The following is an 18,530-nucleotide window of genomic DNA, read 5'->3' on the forward strand; positions in this document are numbered from 1 at the left end:
AAAGACGAAGGATAAAGAGACAAAGAGCAAGGACTGCTTCCACCCGTCATTGCGAGGCACGAAGCAATCTCCGATAGGCAGAGAAGCTTTAGGTTTTGGCTTTTTAGAATATAGGCATTAGAGTTTAGAATTTAAAGATTAGTATTTAGAATTTACCTTTTAGAGTTTAGAAATTAAACACATGGGTCGCAAATTACTTTTAGAACATATAAACGTACCCGGCATCAACACATTTGATGTTTACCGCTCAAAAGGTGGTTACGCATCTGTGGAGAAGGCGCTGAAAACAATGTCGCCAGAGGAGATTGTGGAAGAGGTTAAAAAATCTGGCTTACGCGGTCGTGGTGGTGCAGGTTTCCCTACGGGAATGAAGTGGAGCTTTTTGGCTAAGCCCGAAGGTGTAGAGCGCTACCTGGTTTGTAATGCTGATGAGTCTGAACCGGGCACATTTAAAGATCGTTATTTGATGACTTATATCCCTCACTTGTTAATTGAGGGGATGATAGTAGCCAGCTTTGCGCTGGGTGCCAAAACATCATACATCTACGTTCGTGGCGAAATGATGCCGCAGATCCGCATCCTGGAACGCGCCATCGCGGAAGCAAAAGCAAAAGGATTTTTAGGTAAAAATATATTAGGATCGGGTTACGACCTGGAGCTGTACGTACAACCGGGTGGTGGTGCTTACATCTGCGGTGAAGAAACCGCCCTGTTAGAGTCATTGGAGGGCAAGCGCGGTAACCCACGTATTAAACCACCATTCCCGGCTATCGCTGGTTTATATGGTTGCCCAACGGTGGTAAACAACGTTGAGTCAATAGCTGCTGTAGTACCTATCATTAACGAAGGTGGAGAAGAATATTCAAAATTGGGCATCGGCAGAAGCACAGGCACCAAGCTGATCTCGGCTGGTGGTAACGTGAAGAAACCTGGTGTATATGAAATTGACCTGGGCTTACCTGTTGAAGAGTTTTTATACTCTGACGAGTATTGTGGCGGTATAGCCAATGGCAAACGCTTAAAAGCAGTTGTTGCGGGCGGTTCATCGGTACCAATTTTACCGGCAAACCTGTTCCTCAAAACCATTAACAACGAACCACGCCTGATGAGCTATGAATCACTAAGCGACGGTGGCTTTGTAAGCGGTACCATGATGGGTTCGGGTGGATTTATAGCTTATGATGAAGATCAGTGCATTGTACGTAATACCTGGAACTTTACCCGTTTTTACCACCACGAAAGCTGTGGACAATGTTCACCTTGCCGTGAAGGTACCGGCTGGATGGAAAAAGTATTGCACCGCTTAGAGCACGGTCATGGTCGCATGAGCGATATGGACCTGCTGGTTGATGTATCTAAAAAAATTGAAGGAAATACCATTTGTCCACTGGGTGACGCAGCAGCCTGGCCGGTAGCCAGCGCTATACGCCATTTCAGGGATGAATTTGAATGGCACGTAACACACGGAGCTGAAGCGGTGACAAGGAATTTTGGATTGGCCCACTACGCTGATCCATTGCCGAAACCGGAGGTTTTGGCTTAACAATAAACCACAACCCCACTATGTCATTGCGAGGAACGAAGCAATCTCATAGGCAGGGTAACGACTATGCATAACGAGATTGCCACGCTGCGCTCGCAATGACATATCGGAAAATATAATGCTTCTAAACTTTAGGGTTTAGGAATTAGAGTTTAGAGTTTATACAAAGGACGTTATATATAAATGTCGATGAAAGTAACGATTGACGGAATACCCGTTGAAGTAGAACCAGGAACAAGCATACTTAATGCCGCGAGGCAGATAGGTGGCGATATTGTTCCGCCTGCTATGTGCTATTACTCCAAGCTGGAAGGCAGCGGTGGTAAATGCCGTACCTGTTTGGTTAAGGTGACCAAAGGATCTGAAAAAGACCCCCGCCCTATGCCTAAACTGGTAGCATCTTGCCGTACCGGTGTAATGGATGGCATGGAGGTGCAAAATATTACATCGCCCGAAGTGATTGAAGCGCGTAAAGGCATTGTTGAAATGTTGCTGATCAATCACCCGCTGGATTGCCCTGTGTGCGACCAGGCCGGCGAATGCCACCTGCAGGATCTGGGCTTTGAGCACGGTGCTGCTAAAACCCGCTATGAGTTTGACCGCCGCACGTTCGAAAGGATCGATATTGGCGATAAGATTCAACTGCACATGACCCGTTGCATCCTTTGCTACCGTTGTGTTTTCACTGCTGACCAAATCACCAACACCCGTTTACATGGTATCCTGAATAGGGGCGATCACTCAGAAATCTCAACTTACATCAGCAAAGCTGTTGATAACGATTTTTCTGGTAACGTAATTGACGTTTGCCCTGTAGGTGCGTTAACCGATAAAACTTTCCGCTTTAAAAACCGTGTATGGTTTACCAAACCGGTACAGGCACACCGCGATTGCGATAAATGCTGTGGTAAAACAACATTATGGTACAAAGGCGAAGATGTGATAAGGGTAACAGGGCGTAAAGATGTTTATGGCGAGGTTGAGGAATTTATCTGCAACACCTGCCGCTTTGATAAAAAGAAAACTGCCGATTGGGTAATTGAAGGCCCAAGTAAAGTATCGCATAAATCGGTGATCAGCTCAAACCACTATGAGTTTACACCATTGCCGGTTGTTAAAACCAATCCGGTATTACTGGAAGCGAATAAAGAACAATTTGAAAGGGATACACGATTATAATGGGAACCGATTTAATATTTAGGATTGTACTGATCGTTATTATTTTCCTGATCAGTTTGGTTGTGGCCATGTACTCAACCTATGCCGAGCGTAAAATCGCAGCGTTTTTTCAGGATAGGATAGGCCCTAACCGTGCCGGTCCATGGGGTATTTTACAGCCATTGGCAGATGGTGGCAAGATGTTTTTGAAAGAAGAGATCATCCCTACCAACGCTACACCTTTCCTGTTCATTGTTGGCCCTTGTTTGGCTATATTAACTGCCTGTATAGGTTCGGCGGTTATTCCATGGGGACAAAAAATGGTAGTAGGTGGTCATACAATTGATTTACAGGTTACCGATATTAACGTAGGTGTATTATACATTTTTGGCGTTGTATCATTAGGCGTTTATGGCGTAATGATTGGTGGCTGGGCATCCAATAATAAATACTCGTTATTAGGCGCCATCCGCGCTGCATCGCAAAATATCAGCTACGAGATTTCGATGGGTTTATCCATCATCGCGTTATTGATGCTAACCGGTACTTTAAGCTTAAAAGAAATTGCCGAGCAACAGCACGGTGCTAACTGGAACGTATTACGCCAGCCACTTGGCTTCCTGCTATTCATCGTATGTGCATTTGCCGAAACCAACCGTACCCCGTTTGACTTACCAGAGTGCGAAACGGAGCTTGTAGGTGGTTACCATACCGAGTATTCATCAATGAAATTAGGTTTTTACCTGTTTGCCGAGTATATCAACATGTTCATCTCATCGGCAGTAATGGCTACCCTGTATTGGGGCGGTTACAACTATCCTGGTATGGATTGGGTATTGGCACATACAGGCCCTGCCATCGGTCCGCTGATTGGTACCGTGGTTCTTTTCGCTAAAATCTTCCTGTTCATCTTCTTCTTTATGTGGGTACGCTGGACAATCCCGCGTTTCCGTTATGATCAATTGATGGACCTGGGCTGGAAAATATTGATCCCGTTGGCAATTGGCAACATTGTACTTACCGGTGTGGTAAGCACAGCACTTAAACACTTTGGATTTTAATTAAATGGAATCATTAAGCAATAAGAAAAAAGTATTGGAAGTAAAGCCGCTCAATTTAATGGAGCGTGCTTACCTGCCTGCCATTATTGGCGGTTTGGCCACTACCATGAAGCACTTTTTCAGGAAACCGGTAACCATCAGTTATCCTGAAGAAAAGCGCGAGTTTTCTGAAAACTTTCGTGGCATGCATTCGCTTAAACGCGATGAAAATGGCAAGGAGCGTTGCACAGCCTGCGGCTTATGCGCGTTATCGTGCCCTGCAGAAGCCATTACCATGACAGCTGCCGAGCGTCAGAAAGGCGAAGAACATTTATACCGCGAAGAAAAATATGCTGCTGTTTACGAGATAAACATGCTGCGTTGTATTTTTTGCGGTCTTTGCGAAGAAGCCTGCCCTAAAGAAGCAATTTACCTTGACGGTGATATTGTACCTGCAGATTATTTACGTAAAGATTTTATTTACGGTAAAGACAAATTAGTAGAGGCACCATTAAATCAATAAAGAAGTTTTATACCTTTGCCCAACTCTTTTAGCTGGGCAGGGTATTTTGTAAATATAAACATGAGTACATTTTACTTCATCGCATTTTTGTCCATATTCTTTTCGATATTGGTGATAACGGCCAAAAATCCGGTACATAGTATCCTTTATCTTATACTTACCTTTTTTACGTTCACCATTCACTACATTTTATTGAATGCCCAGTTTTTGGCTATCGTAAACTTTATTGTTTACATGGGGGCCATCCTGGTATTGTTCCTGTACACTTTGATGCTCATCAACCTGAATAAGGATAGTGAACCTGTTAAGCCATTTATGGTAAAGGTAGCCGGCGTGTTTGGTGGTGGTATATTGGCAGTTGCTTTAACATCATCATTAAAGCTGGTTGCCGCATCAAACCCGGTAGTGTTACAAGACCCTAACCTGGGCCTGGTGAAAAACCTTGGTAAAGTATTGTTCAACGAATTTTTACTGCCTTTTGAAGTATCGTCTGTACTGTTGCTATCGGCAATGGTGGGCGCTGTTTTACTGGCCACAAAAGACCCTAAAACTGCTGCATAATGGAAAGCTTATCAAATACCATACACGCGGTACCGCTTAATCACTATATTTTATTAAGTGCTATCATTTTTTCGATAGGCGTAATAGGCGTATTGATCCGCCGCAACGCTATCGTGATCTTTATGTCGGTAGAGCTGATGCTGAATGCTGTGAACCTGTTGCTAACCGCGTTTTCTGTATACAGGGGCGATGCAACCGGGCAGGTTTTTGTATTCTTTATCATGGCCCTGGCCGCCGCCGAAGTAGCCATTGGCTTAGCCATCATTGTAATGATCTACCGTAATACAAACTCGATAGATATTAACGTGCTCAACAGGCTTAAATGGTAAAGCCCCCCGGCCCCCTTAAGGGGGAGGAATAAATACAATGATCAGAATCTCACAAAAGGGATTTATATATATAACAACATAAACAAACAAAACTTTTAAAGTCTCACCCTTCAGGGGGAGATTTAGAGGGGGCTCGAACTTATGAATCAATTAATCTGGCTTATTCCCATATTACCGTTAGCCGGTTTTATTATTAACGGACTTGGCCGTAATTCATTTTCAAAAAACTTAACAGGCTTAATTGGCAGCTTATTGGTATTGGTATCATTTGGCTTGAGTCTTGCCGTTTTCTTCCAGGTAAAATCAACAGGTGCGCCTATCAATGTTACGTACTTTAATTGGATCAACGCCGGGCCGGTAAGAATACCTTTCGCCTTTTTGGTAGATCAGTTAAGTTCTATCATGTTGCTCATCATTACAGGCGTAGGTTTCCTTATCCACCTGTATTCAATAGGTTATATGCATGATGATAAGGGTTTCGGTAAGTTTTTCGCTTACTTAAACCTGTTTGTTTTCTTCATGCTTTTACTGGTGATGGGCTCAAACTACATCATTATGTTTATTGGTTGGGAGGGCGTAGGTTTATGCTCATACCTGCTTATTGGTTTCTGGTATACCAATCCAAGTTATGCCGATGCCGCCAAGAAAGCCTTTATCATGAACCGTATTGGCGATTTGGGCTTCCTGTTAGGGGTGTTCCTGATTATCTACGCTTTTGGCAGCGTTGAATTTGCCACTTTATTCCCTAAAGCGGCTGCCATGAAAGTGGGCGCTGCACCATTCTTTACCATTACAATATTGCTATTTATAGGCGCGGTAGGTAAATCGGCACAATTGCCGCTGTTTACCTGGTTACCAGATGCCATGGCGGGCCCAACCCCGGTATCTGCACTGATCCACGCTGCAACCATGGTTACAGCAGGTATCTATATGATTGCCCGCTCAAATATTTTCTTTAGTCTTGCGCCAGATACGATGGAGATCATCGCCATTGTAGGTTTGGCAACAGCATTGTTCGCGGCCTTGATAGCCCTTACGCAAACTGATATTAAAAAGGTACTGGCTTATTCAACCGTATCGCAATTGGGTTATATGTTTTTGGGTTTAGGTGTTGGTGCTTATACCGGCGCTTTCTTCCATGTGTTAACTCACGCATTCTTTAAAGCCTTGTTATTCCTTGGCGCAGGTTCTGTTATTCACGCCATGGGCGGCGAACAGGATATGCGTAAAATGGGCGGCCTGAAAGGAAAAATCAAAATTACTTTTGGAACCATGCTAATTGGTACCATCGCTATATCGGGTATTCCGCCATTCTCGGGCTTTTTCTCTAAAGATGAAATATTAGCACATGCCTTTGCGCACAGTACTACATTTTATGTAGTTGGTGTGTTTACGGCTATGCTTACCTCATTCTACATGTTCAGGATGATGTACCTTACTTTTTGGGGTAAATTCCGTGGAACACATGAGCAGGAACACCACGTGCATGAATCACCTGCAACGATGTATATTCCGTTGATTGTATTGGCTATTCTTTCTATTGTAGGAGGTTTAATAAACTGGCCCGAAATAATGGGCGGGCATGATGCATTAGCACACTTCCTTGCCCCGGTATTTAAAGACTCGGCAGCCATATTGCCTTCGGCAGAATTATCATCAAGTACCGAATGGGCATTGATGATTACTTCTGTTTCCGTAGCCTTTATAGCATTGGTTTATGCTTATATAAAATATGTACAAAATGGAAGTCTTCCGGTAGCTGATACCGAAGAGCGCCCTGCATTAACCGGCCTGTCATACCATAAATTTTATGTTGATGAGCTGTACGACTTTTTGATCCGTAAACCGTTGGATTTCCTATCTACCTTCTTCTATAATGTTATAGATAAAATGGGTATTGATGGCCTGGTGAACGGCATTGGTAAAGGCACTGTTGAAACCAGCAAGGGCTTGCGTTTATTGCAAACCGGTAATGTGGGTTTCTACATATTTGTAATGGTATTGGGTATTGTAGCTGTATTACTGTATAGCGTATTTGGTTTAACTAAAGTATAAACGATAAGCGTTTAAAAAATAAAAATGACCGTTAGTATATTAATTTTTTTACCGGTAATAGCCGCAGTTATAGTTGCCTTTTTGAAAAATTCGGCAGCCAGATACGCCGCTTTATTTTTCTCTATTGCCGAACTTGCAATAGCAGGCCTGTTTTTAAGCAAGTTTGTACCCGATGCAACCACACAGTTTGCTATTGATGTACCATGGATAGCTAAGTTTGGTATTTACTTTAGCGCCGGGATAGACGGGATTAGCATGATTATGGTTTTGCTAACCACCATACTGGTGCCGCTTATTATTTTAAGCACTTTTAGCCATGAGTATAAAAACTCGGGCGCTTTTTATGCTCTGATATTATTTATGCAGGCCGGTATGCTGGTGGTGTTTACCGCTTTGGATGGCTTCCTGTTTTACGTAGGCTGGGAAGCAGCGCTGATCCCGATCTACTTTATATGCGCACTTTGGGGTGGCGAAAACCGCATCCGGATTACGCTTAAGTTTTTCATCTACACCTTTGCAGGTTCATTGTTTATGCTGGTAGCATTGATCTACCTGTACCTGCAATCACCCGATAAAACATTCAGCATTCATACTTTTTATGCTTTAAAATTAACTGCACCGCAGCAATCATGGGTGTTTTTAGCATTCTTCCTGGCATTTGCCATTAAGATGCCTGTATTCCCGTTCCATACCTGGCAGCCCGATACTTATACCGAAGCCCCAACCGGTGGTACTATGATGTTATCGGGTATCATGTTGAAAATGGGTATTTATGGTGTTATCCGTTGGTTAATACCAAATGCGCCGCTTGGCCTGGTACACTGGCAAACGTTGATCACTATACTGGCGGTTATCGGTATTGTTTATGCTTCAATCATCGCGTTTCAGCAAAAAGACGGTAAACGATTGGTCGCTTACTCATCAATTGCCCACGTTGGTTTAATTGCAGCCGGTTTATTTGTGGTAAATGTACAAGGCTTACAAGGCGCCATGGTGCAAATGCTTAGTCACGGTATTAACGTGGTAGGTATGTTCTTCATTTGGGATATCATCAGCAGGCGTTTGGGCACCCGCGATATCAGTCAGCTTGGCGGTATAGCTAAAGTAGCTCCTAAATTTGCAATTGCATTTTTAATTATAGTACTGGGTACAGTGGGCCTACCATTAACCAATGGATTTGTGGGTGAGTTTTTGTTGATTGATAGCATGTTCCAATACAGTGCGGGCCATTATCAAAACCTTACCATTGTAATATTTGCAGGCTCAACAATTATATTGGGTGCTGTTTATATGTTGCGCATGTATAAAAACGTAATGCAAGGCGAGCTTAATGAGCTTACTGCTAAGTTTACAGACATCAGCGGATCAGAGCAATTGGTTTTAGGAATCATATGCGTGTTGATTATTGCGATGGGCGTATATCCGCAGCCTATCCTCCATATTTCAGAAGCCGCGGTTACCAATTTGATCAGCTCACTAAACGGTAAGTTGATTTTTTAAATGCTAAAACCTAATTTCTAAATTCTAAAAAAATAAATAAAACAGGATTCAGAAGTTGAAACAATGGAGAACAGCGGGTTCAAAGAAAAGAAGTTCAATTTAGAGGATAGAACTTATGACTTCGCTAATAATTGTAAGGAGTTTTTAAAGAGGATAGATAAGAATATTCATAATAACGAATATTATAAACAATTAATTCGTTCATCAGGTTCGGTAGCGGCAAACTTTATCGAAGCAAATGAAAGTTTTAGCCGGAATGATTTTTCGCATAGAATAAAAATTTGTAGAAAAGAAGCGAAAGAGAGCCGTTTATGGCTGAGGCTGGTGGATATAAATGAACAACAACAAGGGGCGACCAGGGAACTGCTAATTCAGGAGACAATTGAATTAACGAAGATTTTGGAGCTATACTTGAAAAAATAAAGAATACTAATTAACCAGAATAGTTAAACAATAAGATTTGAAAGTTAGATTTTAGAATTTAATTTTTAGATTTTAGAGCTTAGAATTTAGAGTTTAAAAGAAAATGACCACTTTAATCATCATATGTATTTTACCAATAGTGCTGCTTTATCTTGGCTTGTACAAGGCTAATAAAGCACTATTACCTGTTACTGTTATCGGCTTAATTGCTGCCCTGGGTTTCGCCATTGCAGAATATAAAACCCCTGACACCGCGGTGCCTATTTATCATGGTATGATGTTGTTCAACAACTTTTCGGTGGTTTTTTCTTCTATCGCTATTGTTACTACTATCCTGATCCTGCTGTTATCTGGCGGCTATTTTGAAAAGATAAGCAATCATGTGGCCGAATATTACGCTATTATGCTGTTCTCGCTGGCCGGTATCATTGTAATGGTTTCTTATTATAACCTTACCATGATGTTTATCGGCATCGAAATCATGTCGGTAAGTTTATACATCCTGGCCGGCATCAAGAAAAGTGATTTCGCTTCAAACGAAGCTGCTTTAAAATATTTTTTGATGGGTGCTTTTTCAACAGGATTCCTGCTGTTTGGTATCACGTTAATTTACGGCTCAACAGGTTCATTCAGCTTGGAAGTTATCCGTGACTGGGTTGTTGCCCATCCGCATATCGACCCGATGTTTTACACTGGTATTGGGTTAATCATTGTAGGTTTATGTTTTAAGGTTGGCGCCGCCCCGTTCCACTTCTGGACACCGGATGTGTATGAAGGTTCTCCTACGCTGATCACAGCCTTCATGTCAACAGTAGTAAAAACTGCTGGCTTTGCAGCTTTCCTTCGCTTATTCTCGGCTTGTTTCGCGCCGCTTTCAGATTTCTGGGCACCGATACTATTGGTGATCACGGTGGCAACGTTGTTTATCGGTAACATCACCGCGCTATATCAGCAAAGCTTTAAACGGATGCTGGCTTTCTCCAGTATCTCACATGCAGGCTACCTGTTATTCGCTATAGTAGCGTTAGGTTCGGCATCTGCAAACTCGGTATTCATTTATGCTACCGCTTACTCTGTAGCATCGATCATTGCTTTTGGAGGTCTGATATTGGTACAGCAACAAAGCGGCAACGATAGTTTTGAAAGCTTTAATGGTCTTGCTAAAAAGAACCCTTTCCTGGCATTGGTATTAACCGTATCTATGCTTTCATTAGCAGGTATCCCGTTAACGGCAGGTTTTATCGGTAAGTTTTTCATGTTTACAGGGGCTTTAAGCAGGTACCAGTTCTGGCTGGTTATTATAGCGGTTATTAATGCTATCATCAGTATCTTTTACTATTTCAGGGTTATTGTGGCCATGTATTTCCGTAGTGCCGAGCGGACTGAACTGGTTGTACCGGCCTATTATAAGGTGGTGTTTGCCATCAGCGCGTTGGCTACTATCATCATTGGCATTTATCCCGATTTTATCTCACGGTTCATTTAATAATAACTGTGTACTGCAAATTGATTTAATATTTGTAGTTTTACAGATATAGTGAATGGAAAGTTTTTGGGATTACCTTCAAAATTTAACGGACGCTCAATCCATCATAAGCAGGGGAGGTTTTTATCTCTTGCTTGTTGTTGTTTTTGCTGAAACCGGGTTGTTTTTTGGTTTTTTTTTACCAGGAGACTATTTGCTTTTCATGGCAGGTTTGCTATGTTCTGCAGGTAAGGTTGATGTATCCATATCTACATTGGTGTTATCGCTCATTGCAGCTGGCATATTAGGGAATTTTACGGGATATTGGTTTGGCTACCGAACGGGACCGGTGCTATTTAACAGGAACGATTCGCTGTTCTTTAAAAAAAGATATGTGGTATTGGCCAGCGAATTTTACAACAAGCACGGCGGCATGGCCCTTATTTTAGGTAGATTTTTCCCGATAGTTAGAACATTTGCTCCTATATTTGCAGGTGTTGTAAAGGTTGACATTAAAAAATTTGGTTTATATAACCTGATAGGCAGTGTAACCTGGGTTTGCACCTTTACTTTAGGGGGCTTTTTTTTAGGGAAAAGGTTTCCGCAATTAAAGGATTATATGCAATACATTGTGTTGGGGTTGATAGTAGTTACTACTATCCCGCTTGTTGTGGCTTATATCCGCCGCAAAATAGCAGAGAATAAAGAGACAGTATAAAATAAAATATATAGATACCGATGAGTACACAGCATCCATGGCACCAGGTTTCACCTGGTGAAAACATTCCTGAAATTGTTAACGCTATTATAGAAATACCTAAAGGCTCAAAAGCCAAATATGAAATTGATAAAGAATCTGGTTTATTGAAGTTAGACCGTGTTTTATTTTCTTCGGTAATGTATCCGGCTAATTACGGCTTTATTCCGCAAACTTATTGCGATGATAAGGATCCGTTGGATATATTGGTGCTTTGTTCAATTGACGTTTTCCCGATGTCGATCATCGAGGCCAAAGTTGTTGGCGTAATGCACATGGTTGATAATGGCGAGCAGGATGACAAGATCATCGCGGTAGCAAAAAATGACATGTCGGTAAACTACATTAACGATTTGAATGAATTGCCGCCACATGCCATGACCGAAATTGTGCGTTTCTTTAAAGATTACAAAAAACTGGAAGGCAAAAACGTAACCATCGAACATTTATTAGGTGTACGTTACGCCCATAAAGTAATAAATGAGAGTTTGGAATTGTATAAAGCTACATTTCCTGATCACCAATAATTAATTGATGGACCCCGCGCATTACGAAATAAGTACCTTTTATTTAATTGCAACCGTTTTTTTGGTTTTGCTGAACGGCTTTTTTGTAGCCGCAGAGTTTGCCATGGTGAGGGTTAGAGGTTCGCAAATAGAAATAAAAGCCAAAGGCGGCAGCGGTGTCGCTAAAGTTGCGCGCGGAATACTGCATAATCTTGATGGCTACCTGGCTGCTACGCAGCTGGGTATTACCATTGCTTCACTTGCCCTTGGTGTGGTGGGCGAAGAAGTTGCCACCAATATTGTTATACGTTCGTTTTTGGCTGTTGGTATAACACTTTCAAGTGGCTTTATCACAGCCAGCCATATTTTAGCTTTTACTTTTATCACCGTGTTGCACATTGTTTTTGGCGAGTTAGCTCCCAAATCAATAGCCATCCAAAAGTCGGTACGTACGGTGTTGGCAATCTCGCTTCCACTCAGGTTTTTCTTCGTGTTTTTTAAACCGCTGATTTGGGTATTAAACGGCTTCGCTAATTTTATTTTAAAGCTTTTGGGAATTAACACCTTAGAGGGCGGCGAAGCTCATCACAGTTCCGAAGAGTTACAATACCTGCTTGAACAGGGTAAAGAATCGGGCGCTTTGGATTCAAACGAGCATGAGTTGATCCAAAATGTATTTGACTTTAATGAACGTGTGGTAAAAAATATCATGGTGCCACGTACCAAGATCTCGGGTATCGATATTTCATCAACCAAACAAGAGTTGCTGGATATGATCATTGACGAAGGCTACTCACGTATGCCTGTTTTTGACGATGTAATAGATAAGATCATCGGCATTGTGCATGCTAAGGACATTTTGCCGCTGCTGGCCCGTAACGAAGAGATCGTACTTAAAAACATTATCCGCAAACCGTATTTTATCCCCGAAACCAAAAAGATCAACGATCTGATGGCCGAATTGCAGCAAAAGCGCATCCAGATAGCCATTGTATTGGATGAGTTTGGCGGTACCGCCGGTATGGTTACCCTGGAAGATATTGTGGAAGAATTGGTAGGCGAGATCCAGGATGAATACGACGAGGAAAAACCAATTGTAGAGAAGGTGAACGAACGCGAGTTTATTGTAAACGCGCTGGCTCCAATTTACGATGTAAATGAATATCTGCCCCATGACCTGCCCGAAGACGGTGACTTTGATACCGTAAGCGGTTGGCTTGGCCATATCTTTGGTAAAATTCCTGATGTTGGCGAGCAAAAAGAATCAAATGGCTACAACATTACCGTTTTACGGAAATCAGATCAGAACATCGAATCTGTTAAATTAGAATTGCTGATAAATGAAGAAGATGCTGTAGATTTACACTAATCTGCTTTGCCATGCATCTATTTTATACACCAGATCTTCAGCCCACGCATCCCCAATACTTTTTGAGCGAAGAAGAGAGTAAACACGCTATTCGTGTATTACGGTTGGAGGTTGGTGATGAAGTACAATTAATAGATGGCAGAGGAGGGTTTTACAATGCGGCGATTCACGATGCGCACCCCAAGCGTACTATTCTTAACATCACATCGGTTACGCCCCAATTTAATAAACGTAACCACTACCTACATATCGCGGTAGCACCCACAAAAAATATTGAACGCCTGGAGTGGTTTTTAGAAAAAGCCACAGAAATAGGTATCGATGAAGTTTCGCTGATTATTACCCAACGATCCGAACGTAAAGAAGCCAAGGTTGACAGGTTGAATAAGATCATCACCGCGGCTATTAAACAATCCCTGAAAGCATACCATCCTGTTTTAAATGATGCGGTTAAACTTAACCAGTTACTGACAGCGCCGTTTGATGGGCAAAAATTTATAGCACATTGCGAGCCTGGCGAAAAATTAGATCTACGGAAGGAAATAAACGCCGGCGGCAGCTATTTAATATTGATAGGACCTGAAGGTGATTTTTCGCCGGCCGAGATTGAGCTTGCTTTAGAAAGTGGTTTTAAACCCATAACTTTAGGCGAGGCCCGGCTGCGTACCGAGACTGCCGCGTTGGAGGCCTGCTTTGAAGTTAATTTTTTGAATCGCCTATGAGTAAATTCAGGTGCATATTATCCGCATTTGCTTTCATTATGTTGATGAGCGGTTTTAGCGCGCCATCGTACAAAATAGCACGACTTAAATATGCAGGTGGTGGCGATTGGTATGGCGACCGTACTGCTTTAACCAACCTAATAAAGTTTTGCAACGAAAACCTTAAAACCAATTTTGATGCCGATGACGATGTAGTGGAAGTTGGCAGCGCATCGCTGTTTAATTACCCCTTTGTTTTTATGACAGGGCACGGCAATGTGATCTTTAGCGACCAGGAAGCCCGTAACCTGCGTAAATACCTCACCAGCGGCGGCTTTTTGCATATCGACGATAATTATGGCCTGGATAAATTTATAAGGCCGCAAATGAAAAAAGTTTTCCCCGAACTTGAGTTTGTTGAGTTGCCGCTCAATCATCCCATTTATCACCAAAAATATAGCTTCCCTAATGGCTTGCCTAAAGTACACGAGCACGATGGTACACGTGCGCAAGGATTCGGCCTTATCTACAAAGGCAGGCTGGTGTGTTTTTACGACTATGAGTGCGATTTGGGCAACGGCTGGGAAGATTATGGCACCTACGCCGGCGACACCCAGGAAACCCGTCTTAAAGCGCTAAAAATGGGTGCAAACATGATCCAGTATGTGTTTACACAATAATTGTTTTTTGCTTAACTATTTTCAGTAACTTTTTTTAAAAAATACAGTATCTATAAAAAATATAGATATTATGATTGCTGCGAATGGGTTTGCATTTTGCCTAAAAGATTAATAACTTTAAAGTATACTACTTTACAGCGGGTTACGCTTATTTCATTGTACTCAAATCACATCACCTAAAAGGCATTACTATTATGTACCAGTTAAAAGTAAACGACCAATACGATTTTGAGTTTGAAAGAAGCGCCGATAATCTGCTGCTCAATAAAACTACGGTACACGCTGATATCAGGCATATTGGCGGTAGTATTTATCATATTATTGAAGGCAACCAATCCTATAACCTTGACGTAGTATCTTTTAACCGGGCCCAAAAGACTGCCGAAATTAAGGTGAACGCCAACACCTATACTATTACTGCCAAAGACCAATTTGATGTTTTATTAGATAAACTTGGCCTAAGTAATTTAAACAATACCAGGATAAGTGAAATTAAAGCGCCTATGCCAGGTATGGTGCTCAAAGTTTTTGTCATTGAAGGCCAGGAGGTAAAAAAGGGAGATAACCTTTTTGTATTAGAGGCCATGAAGATGGAAAATATTATCAAATCACCGGCTGATGTGGTCATCAAAAACATAAAGATCAAGGCGGGTGAAAAGGTAGAAAAGGGGCAAATACTGATGATGTTTTAGGTAAAAATTTTACCAGCGCATATAATATTCATGTTTTATTTACAATAAAGTCGACAAATTTTCACTGTATATATTGTTTTGTTGCCTTTTTGTTAATAACTTACTTTTTTTAATTAACTTTTTAACTTTATGAAGAAAAATCTACTAACAATTTTGTTGTTATTTTCCTGCATTTCATTCGTTTTTGCACAAAACCGGGTTATTACAGGTAAAGTAACAGATCAAAAAGATGGGTCACCCTTACCTGGGGTAAGCGTAACCGTGAAAGGTACCAATACCGGTACGCAAACCGATGTTGCAGGATCTTATAGCATAACCGTACCCGCTACCGCAAAGGTATTGGTTTTTAGATATGTGGGATTTAAGCCAGCCGAACTTCCTATCGGAGGAAAAACGCTGAGCACACAATTAGAGCAGGATTCAAAACAGCTTACCGAGGTAGTGGTAGTAGGTTACGGATCGCAAAAAAGGCAGTCTATAACAGGTTCTATCACATCGGTGTCTGCAAGGGAAATTCAAAACACGCCTGTAACTACATTGGAGCAAGCTATGCAAGGTAAAGCTGCCGGTGTAAACATCCAGGCAAATAATGGTAAGCTTGGGCAGGGCATAAAAATAAGCGTTCGCGGTACAGCGTCGCTCACCGCCGGCACCAATCCGCTTGTTGTGGTTGACGGTGTGGTTATCAATAGCGGCGACTTGTCCAGTACATCTGCAGCTACCGATCCATTAGCCGATATCAACTTTAATGATGTAGAATCTGTAGATATATTAAAGGATGCTTCTGCCGCCGCTATATATGGTGCAAGGGCCGGTAACGGTGTGCTTTTGATCACTACAAAGAAAGGAAAGAATGGCGATGCAAAAGTTAACCTTAACGCCCAGTGGGGTAATAGTAATCCGGCACGTCACCGCGAGTTCCTGAATACAGCCCAATGGCTTAAAATAGAAGAGAGAGCTGGTGTAGGTGCCGCAAAACAAGACTATGCAGCTGGCCTTTATGATACAATGGCCGATGCGCTTGCCGATTATAAATCATATGTAGAAGGAAAGTTTACAGCATACTCTGCCGGAAGTACCGATTGGACTAAAACTAACACTAATTGGGAAAAAGAAGCTTTTCAGAGTGCTCCGCAAGCACAGTATGATTTAAATATTTCTGGCGGTAACGATAAAACCAAATATTATATAAGCGGTCAGTACCTTGATCAAACGGGTATGTTAAAGGGCAATAATTTTAAGAGGATGTCTGGCAGGATCAATCTTGATTCAAAAGTTTTTACAAACTTTGATGTAGGCATGAACCTTACGTTCAACCACTCGCTAAATAAACGTGTTGATAACGACGATTCATTTGGTACGCCGCTTCAAATTGTAGCGCTTTCGCCGGTAACACCGGTTATTGACCCGCGCACAGGTTTGTTAAGTGGTAGCTTGCCAGGTTCGGCCAGTAGCTACCCGGTTTATTTTAATCCTTTGCTAAATGTTGATAACGCATATTACCATACAAACGTTTACAGAACTTTAGGTAATATATATGCAAACTGGCAAATCATAAAACATTTAACCTTCCGCTCGGAGTTTGGTGTTGATCAAACAAACCAAAATGAGGATAGTTATTCTGGCCGTTTGGTATTCAGGAACACCAGCCAGCCAAACGGTACAGGTGAAAACACCAATACGACCATAGTTCATTATACTGTAAATAACTATTTTACTTATAAAAACGCTTTCGGAAACGATCATACATTGGATGCAACATTAGGTACCAGCTATGAGTACAACCATTACATGGGCAATGATATCCAGGGACAACAGTTTCCGTCAGATTCGTATAAACAGATAATTGACGCTGCTGTTAAATCGGGTGGTTATTCATCTCAAACAGAGTATTCTTTTGTATCTTATTTTGCAAGGGCAAACTATGCTTACAAAAGTAAATACCTGTTATCTGTAAGCGGCCGTACTGATGCGTCTTCGAGATTTGGGGCAAATAACCGATATGGTTTTTTCCCTGCGGGATCAGTAGGATGGGTGTTGAGTGAAGAAGACTTTTTGAAAAATTCAAACCTGGTAAGTAATTTGAAGGTTAAAGCCAGTTACGGTTTAATTGGTAATGCCGAAATTTCTAACTACGCGGCCTTAGGTTTGTTTTACGGCGATGCCGGCTACAACGGCGTACCGGGACAACGCTTTTATCAGTTAGCTAACCCCAATTTGAAATGGGAAAAAACGGCACAGCTTGATATCGGTTTTGAAGTAGGGTTCTTTAATAACCGGTTAACAGCCGGCTTTGATTACTATAAAAAGAATACCCGCGATTTATTGCTTGATGTAAACGTTCCGCAAAGTTTGGGTATTGCTACGCAAACTCAAAATCTGGGCAAATTGTATAATCAGGGTTTTGATGGTAGTATCTCATCAGACAACTTTGTAGGCAAATTTAAATGGTCAACTTCATTCAATATCGCTTACAACAAAAACCTGGTTACTTACTTAAACGGGCAGGTAATTACAAAAAATAACATCAACTACACCCGCGAAGGCCAGCCAATTGGTGAGTTTTATATGCCCGAATATGCAGGTGTTGACCCGGCCAATGGCGATGCATTGTACTATTTAAATACAAAAGGTACCGATGGGAAGTTAGATCGTACCAAAACTAATGACTACAACAAGGCTCAAAGCATCAACGCGGGTAATCCAACACCTCCCTGGAATGGCGGTATTACTAACACCTTCTCTTATAAGGGCTTTGATCTTTCATTTACATTTCAAGGTGCATTTGGTTATAAGGTATTTAACAGCGGTGGCCAATACATGAGTGCCAACGCAAGTAACGGATTTGACAACCAAACTGTTGATCAAATGAGTTACTGGGATAAACCTGGTGATATCACCAATGTGCCCGAGCCCCGTTTATTTTATGCCAACGGAACAAGTACCTCAACCCGTTATTTATCTGGTGCATCATATGTCAGGTTAAAAACGGCTTCTTTAGGTTATAATATTCCTAAGGATGTTTTAGCTAAAATTAAATTAGATAGGGCGCGCGTGTTTGTAAACGCTTATAACCTTTTCCTGATAACCAAATACAAAGGGTGGGACCCGGAAGTTAATTCGGATTACCAGGCAAGTAATTATAACCTGAGCGTTGATTTTTACTCGGCTCCGCAACCCCGTACAATTACTTTTGGCGTAAACATTGGATTGTAATTATTAATACTT

17 protein-coding genes are annotated in these 18,530 nt (G+C 41.7%); all 17 read left to right on the top strand.

All coding sequences use genetic code 11. The features are described from left to right. Positions 1-181 precede the first annotated feature (181 nt). The 17 genes from nuoF to FHS10_RS12520 all read left to right on the top strand — a co-directional run bounded on the left by nuoF (position 182) and on the right by FHS10_RS12520 (position 18,518). On the top strand, positions 182-1,543 hold the full coding sequence (nuoF, locus tag FHS10_RS12440; protein WP_259091045.1) for an NADH-quinone oxidoreductase subunit NuoF: 1,362 nt from the start codon (positions 182-184) through the stop codon (positions 1,541-1,543). 189 nt (positions 1,544-1,732) lie between these two features. After that, the gene (locus FHS10_RS12445; RefSeq protein ID WP_374759826.1) at positions 1,733-2,722 is read left to right on the top strand and encodes an NADH-quinone oxidoreductase subunit G; all 990 of its coding nucleotides are present in this window, start codon (positions 1,733-1,735) and stop codon (positions 2,720-2,722) included. Then, positions 2,722-3,762 carry an NADH-quinone oxidoreductase subunit NuoH gene (nuoH, locus tag FHS10_RS12450; protein ID WP_259091048.1) on the top strand — a complete coding sequence of 347 codons (1,041 nt, stop codon included), beginning with the start codon at positions 2,722-2,724 and terminating at the stop codon, positions 3,760-3,762. The genes FHS10_RS12445 and nuoH overlap by 1 nt, the downstream gene beginning before the upstream one ends. Positions 3,763-3,766: 4 nt before the next feature. After that, a complete protein-coding gene (locus tag FHS10_RS12455) occupies positions 3,767-4,264 on the top strand; it encodes a NuoI/complex I 23 kDa subunit family protein (protein ID WP_259091049.1) in 498 nt (165 codons plus the stop codon). A gap of 60 nt (positions 4,265-4,324) precedes the next feature. Then, positions 4,325-4,825: an NADH-quinone oxidoreductase subunit J family protein gene (locus tag FHS10_RS12460; RefSeq protein WP_259091051.1), complete on the top strand. Its 501-nt coding sequence runs from the start codon at positions 4,325-4,327 to the stop codon at positions 4,823-4,825. Beyond that, positions 4,825-5,154: an NADH-quinone oxidoreductase subunit NuoK gene (gene nuoK, locus FHS10_RS12465; protein WP_259091053.1), complete on the top strand. Its 330-nt coding sequence runs from the start codon at positions 4,825-4,827 to the stop codon at positions 5,152-5,154. Before FHS10_RS12460 ends, nuoK begins: the two co-directional genes overlap by 1 nt. Before the next feature lie 141 nt (positions 5,155-5,295). Next, complete coding sequence (gene nuoL / locus FHS10_RS12470; protein ID WP_259091063.1) at positions 5,296-7,209, top strand: NADH-quinone oxidoreductase subunit L; 1,914 nt, start codon at positions 5,296-5,298, stop codon at positions 7,207-7,209. A gap of 24 nt (positions 7,210-7,233) precedes the next feature. Continuing rightward, on the top strand, positions 7,234-8,709 hold the full coding sequence (locus FHS10_RS12475) for a complex I subunit 4 family protein (protein ID WP_259091066.1): 1,476 nt from the start codon (positions 7,234-7,236) through the stop codon (positions 8,707-8,709). A 63-nt stretch (positions 8,710-8,772) separates the two neighbouring features. Then, positions 8,773-9,132, top strand: a complete 360-nt coding sequence (locus FHS10_RS12480) for a four helix bundle protein (protein ID WP_259091071.1) — start codon at positions 8,773-8,775, stop codon at positions 9,130-9,132. 103 nt (positions 9,133-9,235) lie between these two features. Next, positions 9,236-10,618 (top strand): NADH-quinone oxidoreductase subunit N, encoded by a 1,383-nt coding sequence (locus tag FHS10_RS12485; protein ID WP_259091072.1) that lies wholly within the window; start codon positions 9,236-9,238, stop codon positions 10,616-10,618. A gap of 55 nt (positions 10,619-10,673) precedes the next feature. Further along, positions 10,674-11,315 (top strand): DedA family protein, encoded by a 642-nt coding sequence (locus FHS10_RS12490; protein WP_259091075.1) that lies wholly within the window; start codon positions 10,674-10,676, stop codon positions 11,313-11,315. A gap of 20 nt (positions 11,316-11,335) precedes the next feature. After that, positions 11,336-11,881, top strand: a complete 546-nt coding sequence (locus FHS10_RS12495; RefSeq protein WP_259091077.1) for an inorganic diphosphatase — start codon at positions 11,336-11,338, stop codon at positions 11,879-11,881. A 7-nt stretch (positions 11,882-11,888) separates the two neighbouring features. Continuing rightward, a complete protein-coding gene (locus FHS10_RS12500) occupies positions 11,889-13,229 on the top strand; it encodes a hemolysin family protein (RefSeq protein ID WP_259091078.1) in 1,341 nt (446 codons plus the stop codon). 11 nt (positions 13,230-13,240) lie between these two features. Further along, positions 13,241-13,951, top strand: coding sequence for a 16S rRNA (uracil(1498)-N(3))-methyltransferase (locus tag FHS10_RS12505; protein WP_259091080.1), 711 nt, complete (start codon positions 13,241-13,243; stop codon positions 13,949-13,951). After that, positions 13,948-14,610 carry a DUF4159 domain-containing protein gene (locus FHS10_RS12510; protein WP_259091081.1) on the top strand — a complete coding sequence of 221 codons (663 nt, stop codon included), beginning with the start codon at positions 13,948-13,950 and terminating at the stop codon, positions 14,608-14,610. The genes FHS10_RS12505 and FHS10_RS12510 overlap by 4 nt, the downstream gene beginning before the upstream one ends. Before the next feature lie 194 nt (positions 14,611-14,804). Further along, on the top strand, positions 14,805-15,302 hold the full coding sequence (locus tag FHS10_RS12515) for an acyl-CoA carboxylase biotin carboxyl carrier protein subunit (RefSeq protein WP_259091082.1): 498 nt from the start codon (positions 14,805-14,807) through the stop codon (positions 15,300-15,302). Positions 15,303-15,431: 129 nt separating this feature from the next. Then, on the top strand, positions 15,432-18,518 hold the full coding sequence (locus tag FHS10_RS12520; protein ID WP_259091084.1) for a SusC/RagA family TonB-linked outer membrane protein: 3,087 nt from the start codon (positions 15,432-15,434) through the stop codon (positions 18,516-18,518). The last annotated feature ends 12 nt before the right edge of the window (positions 18,519-18,530 follow it).

The sequence above is a fragment of the Mucilaginibacter dorajii genome, from assembly GCF_024808255.1.
In the GTDB taxonomy this organism is placed as follows: domain Bacteria; phylum Bacteroidota; class Bacteroidia; order Sphingobacteriales; family Sphingobacteriaceae; genus Mucilaginibacter; species Mucilaginibacter dorajii.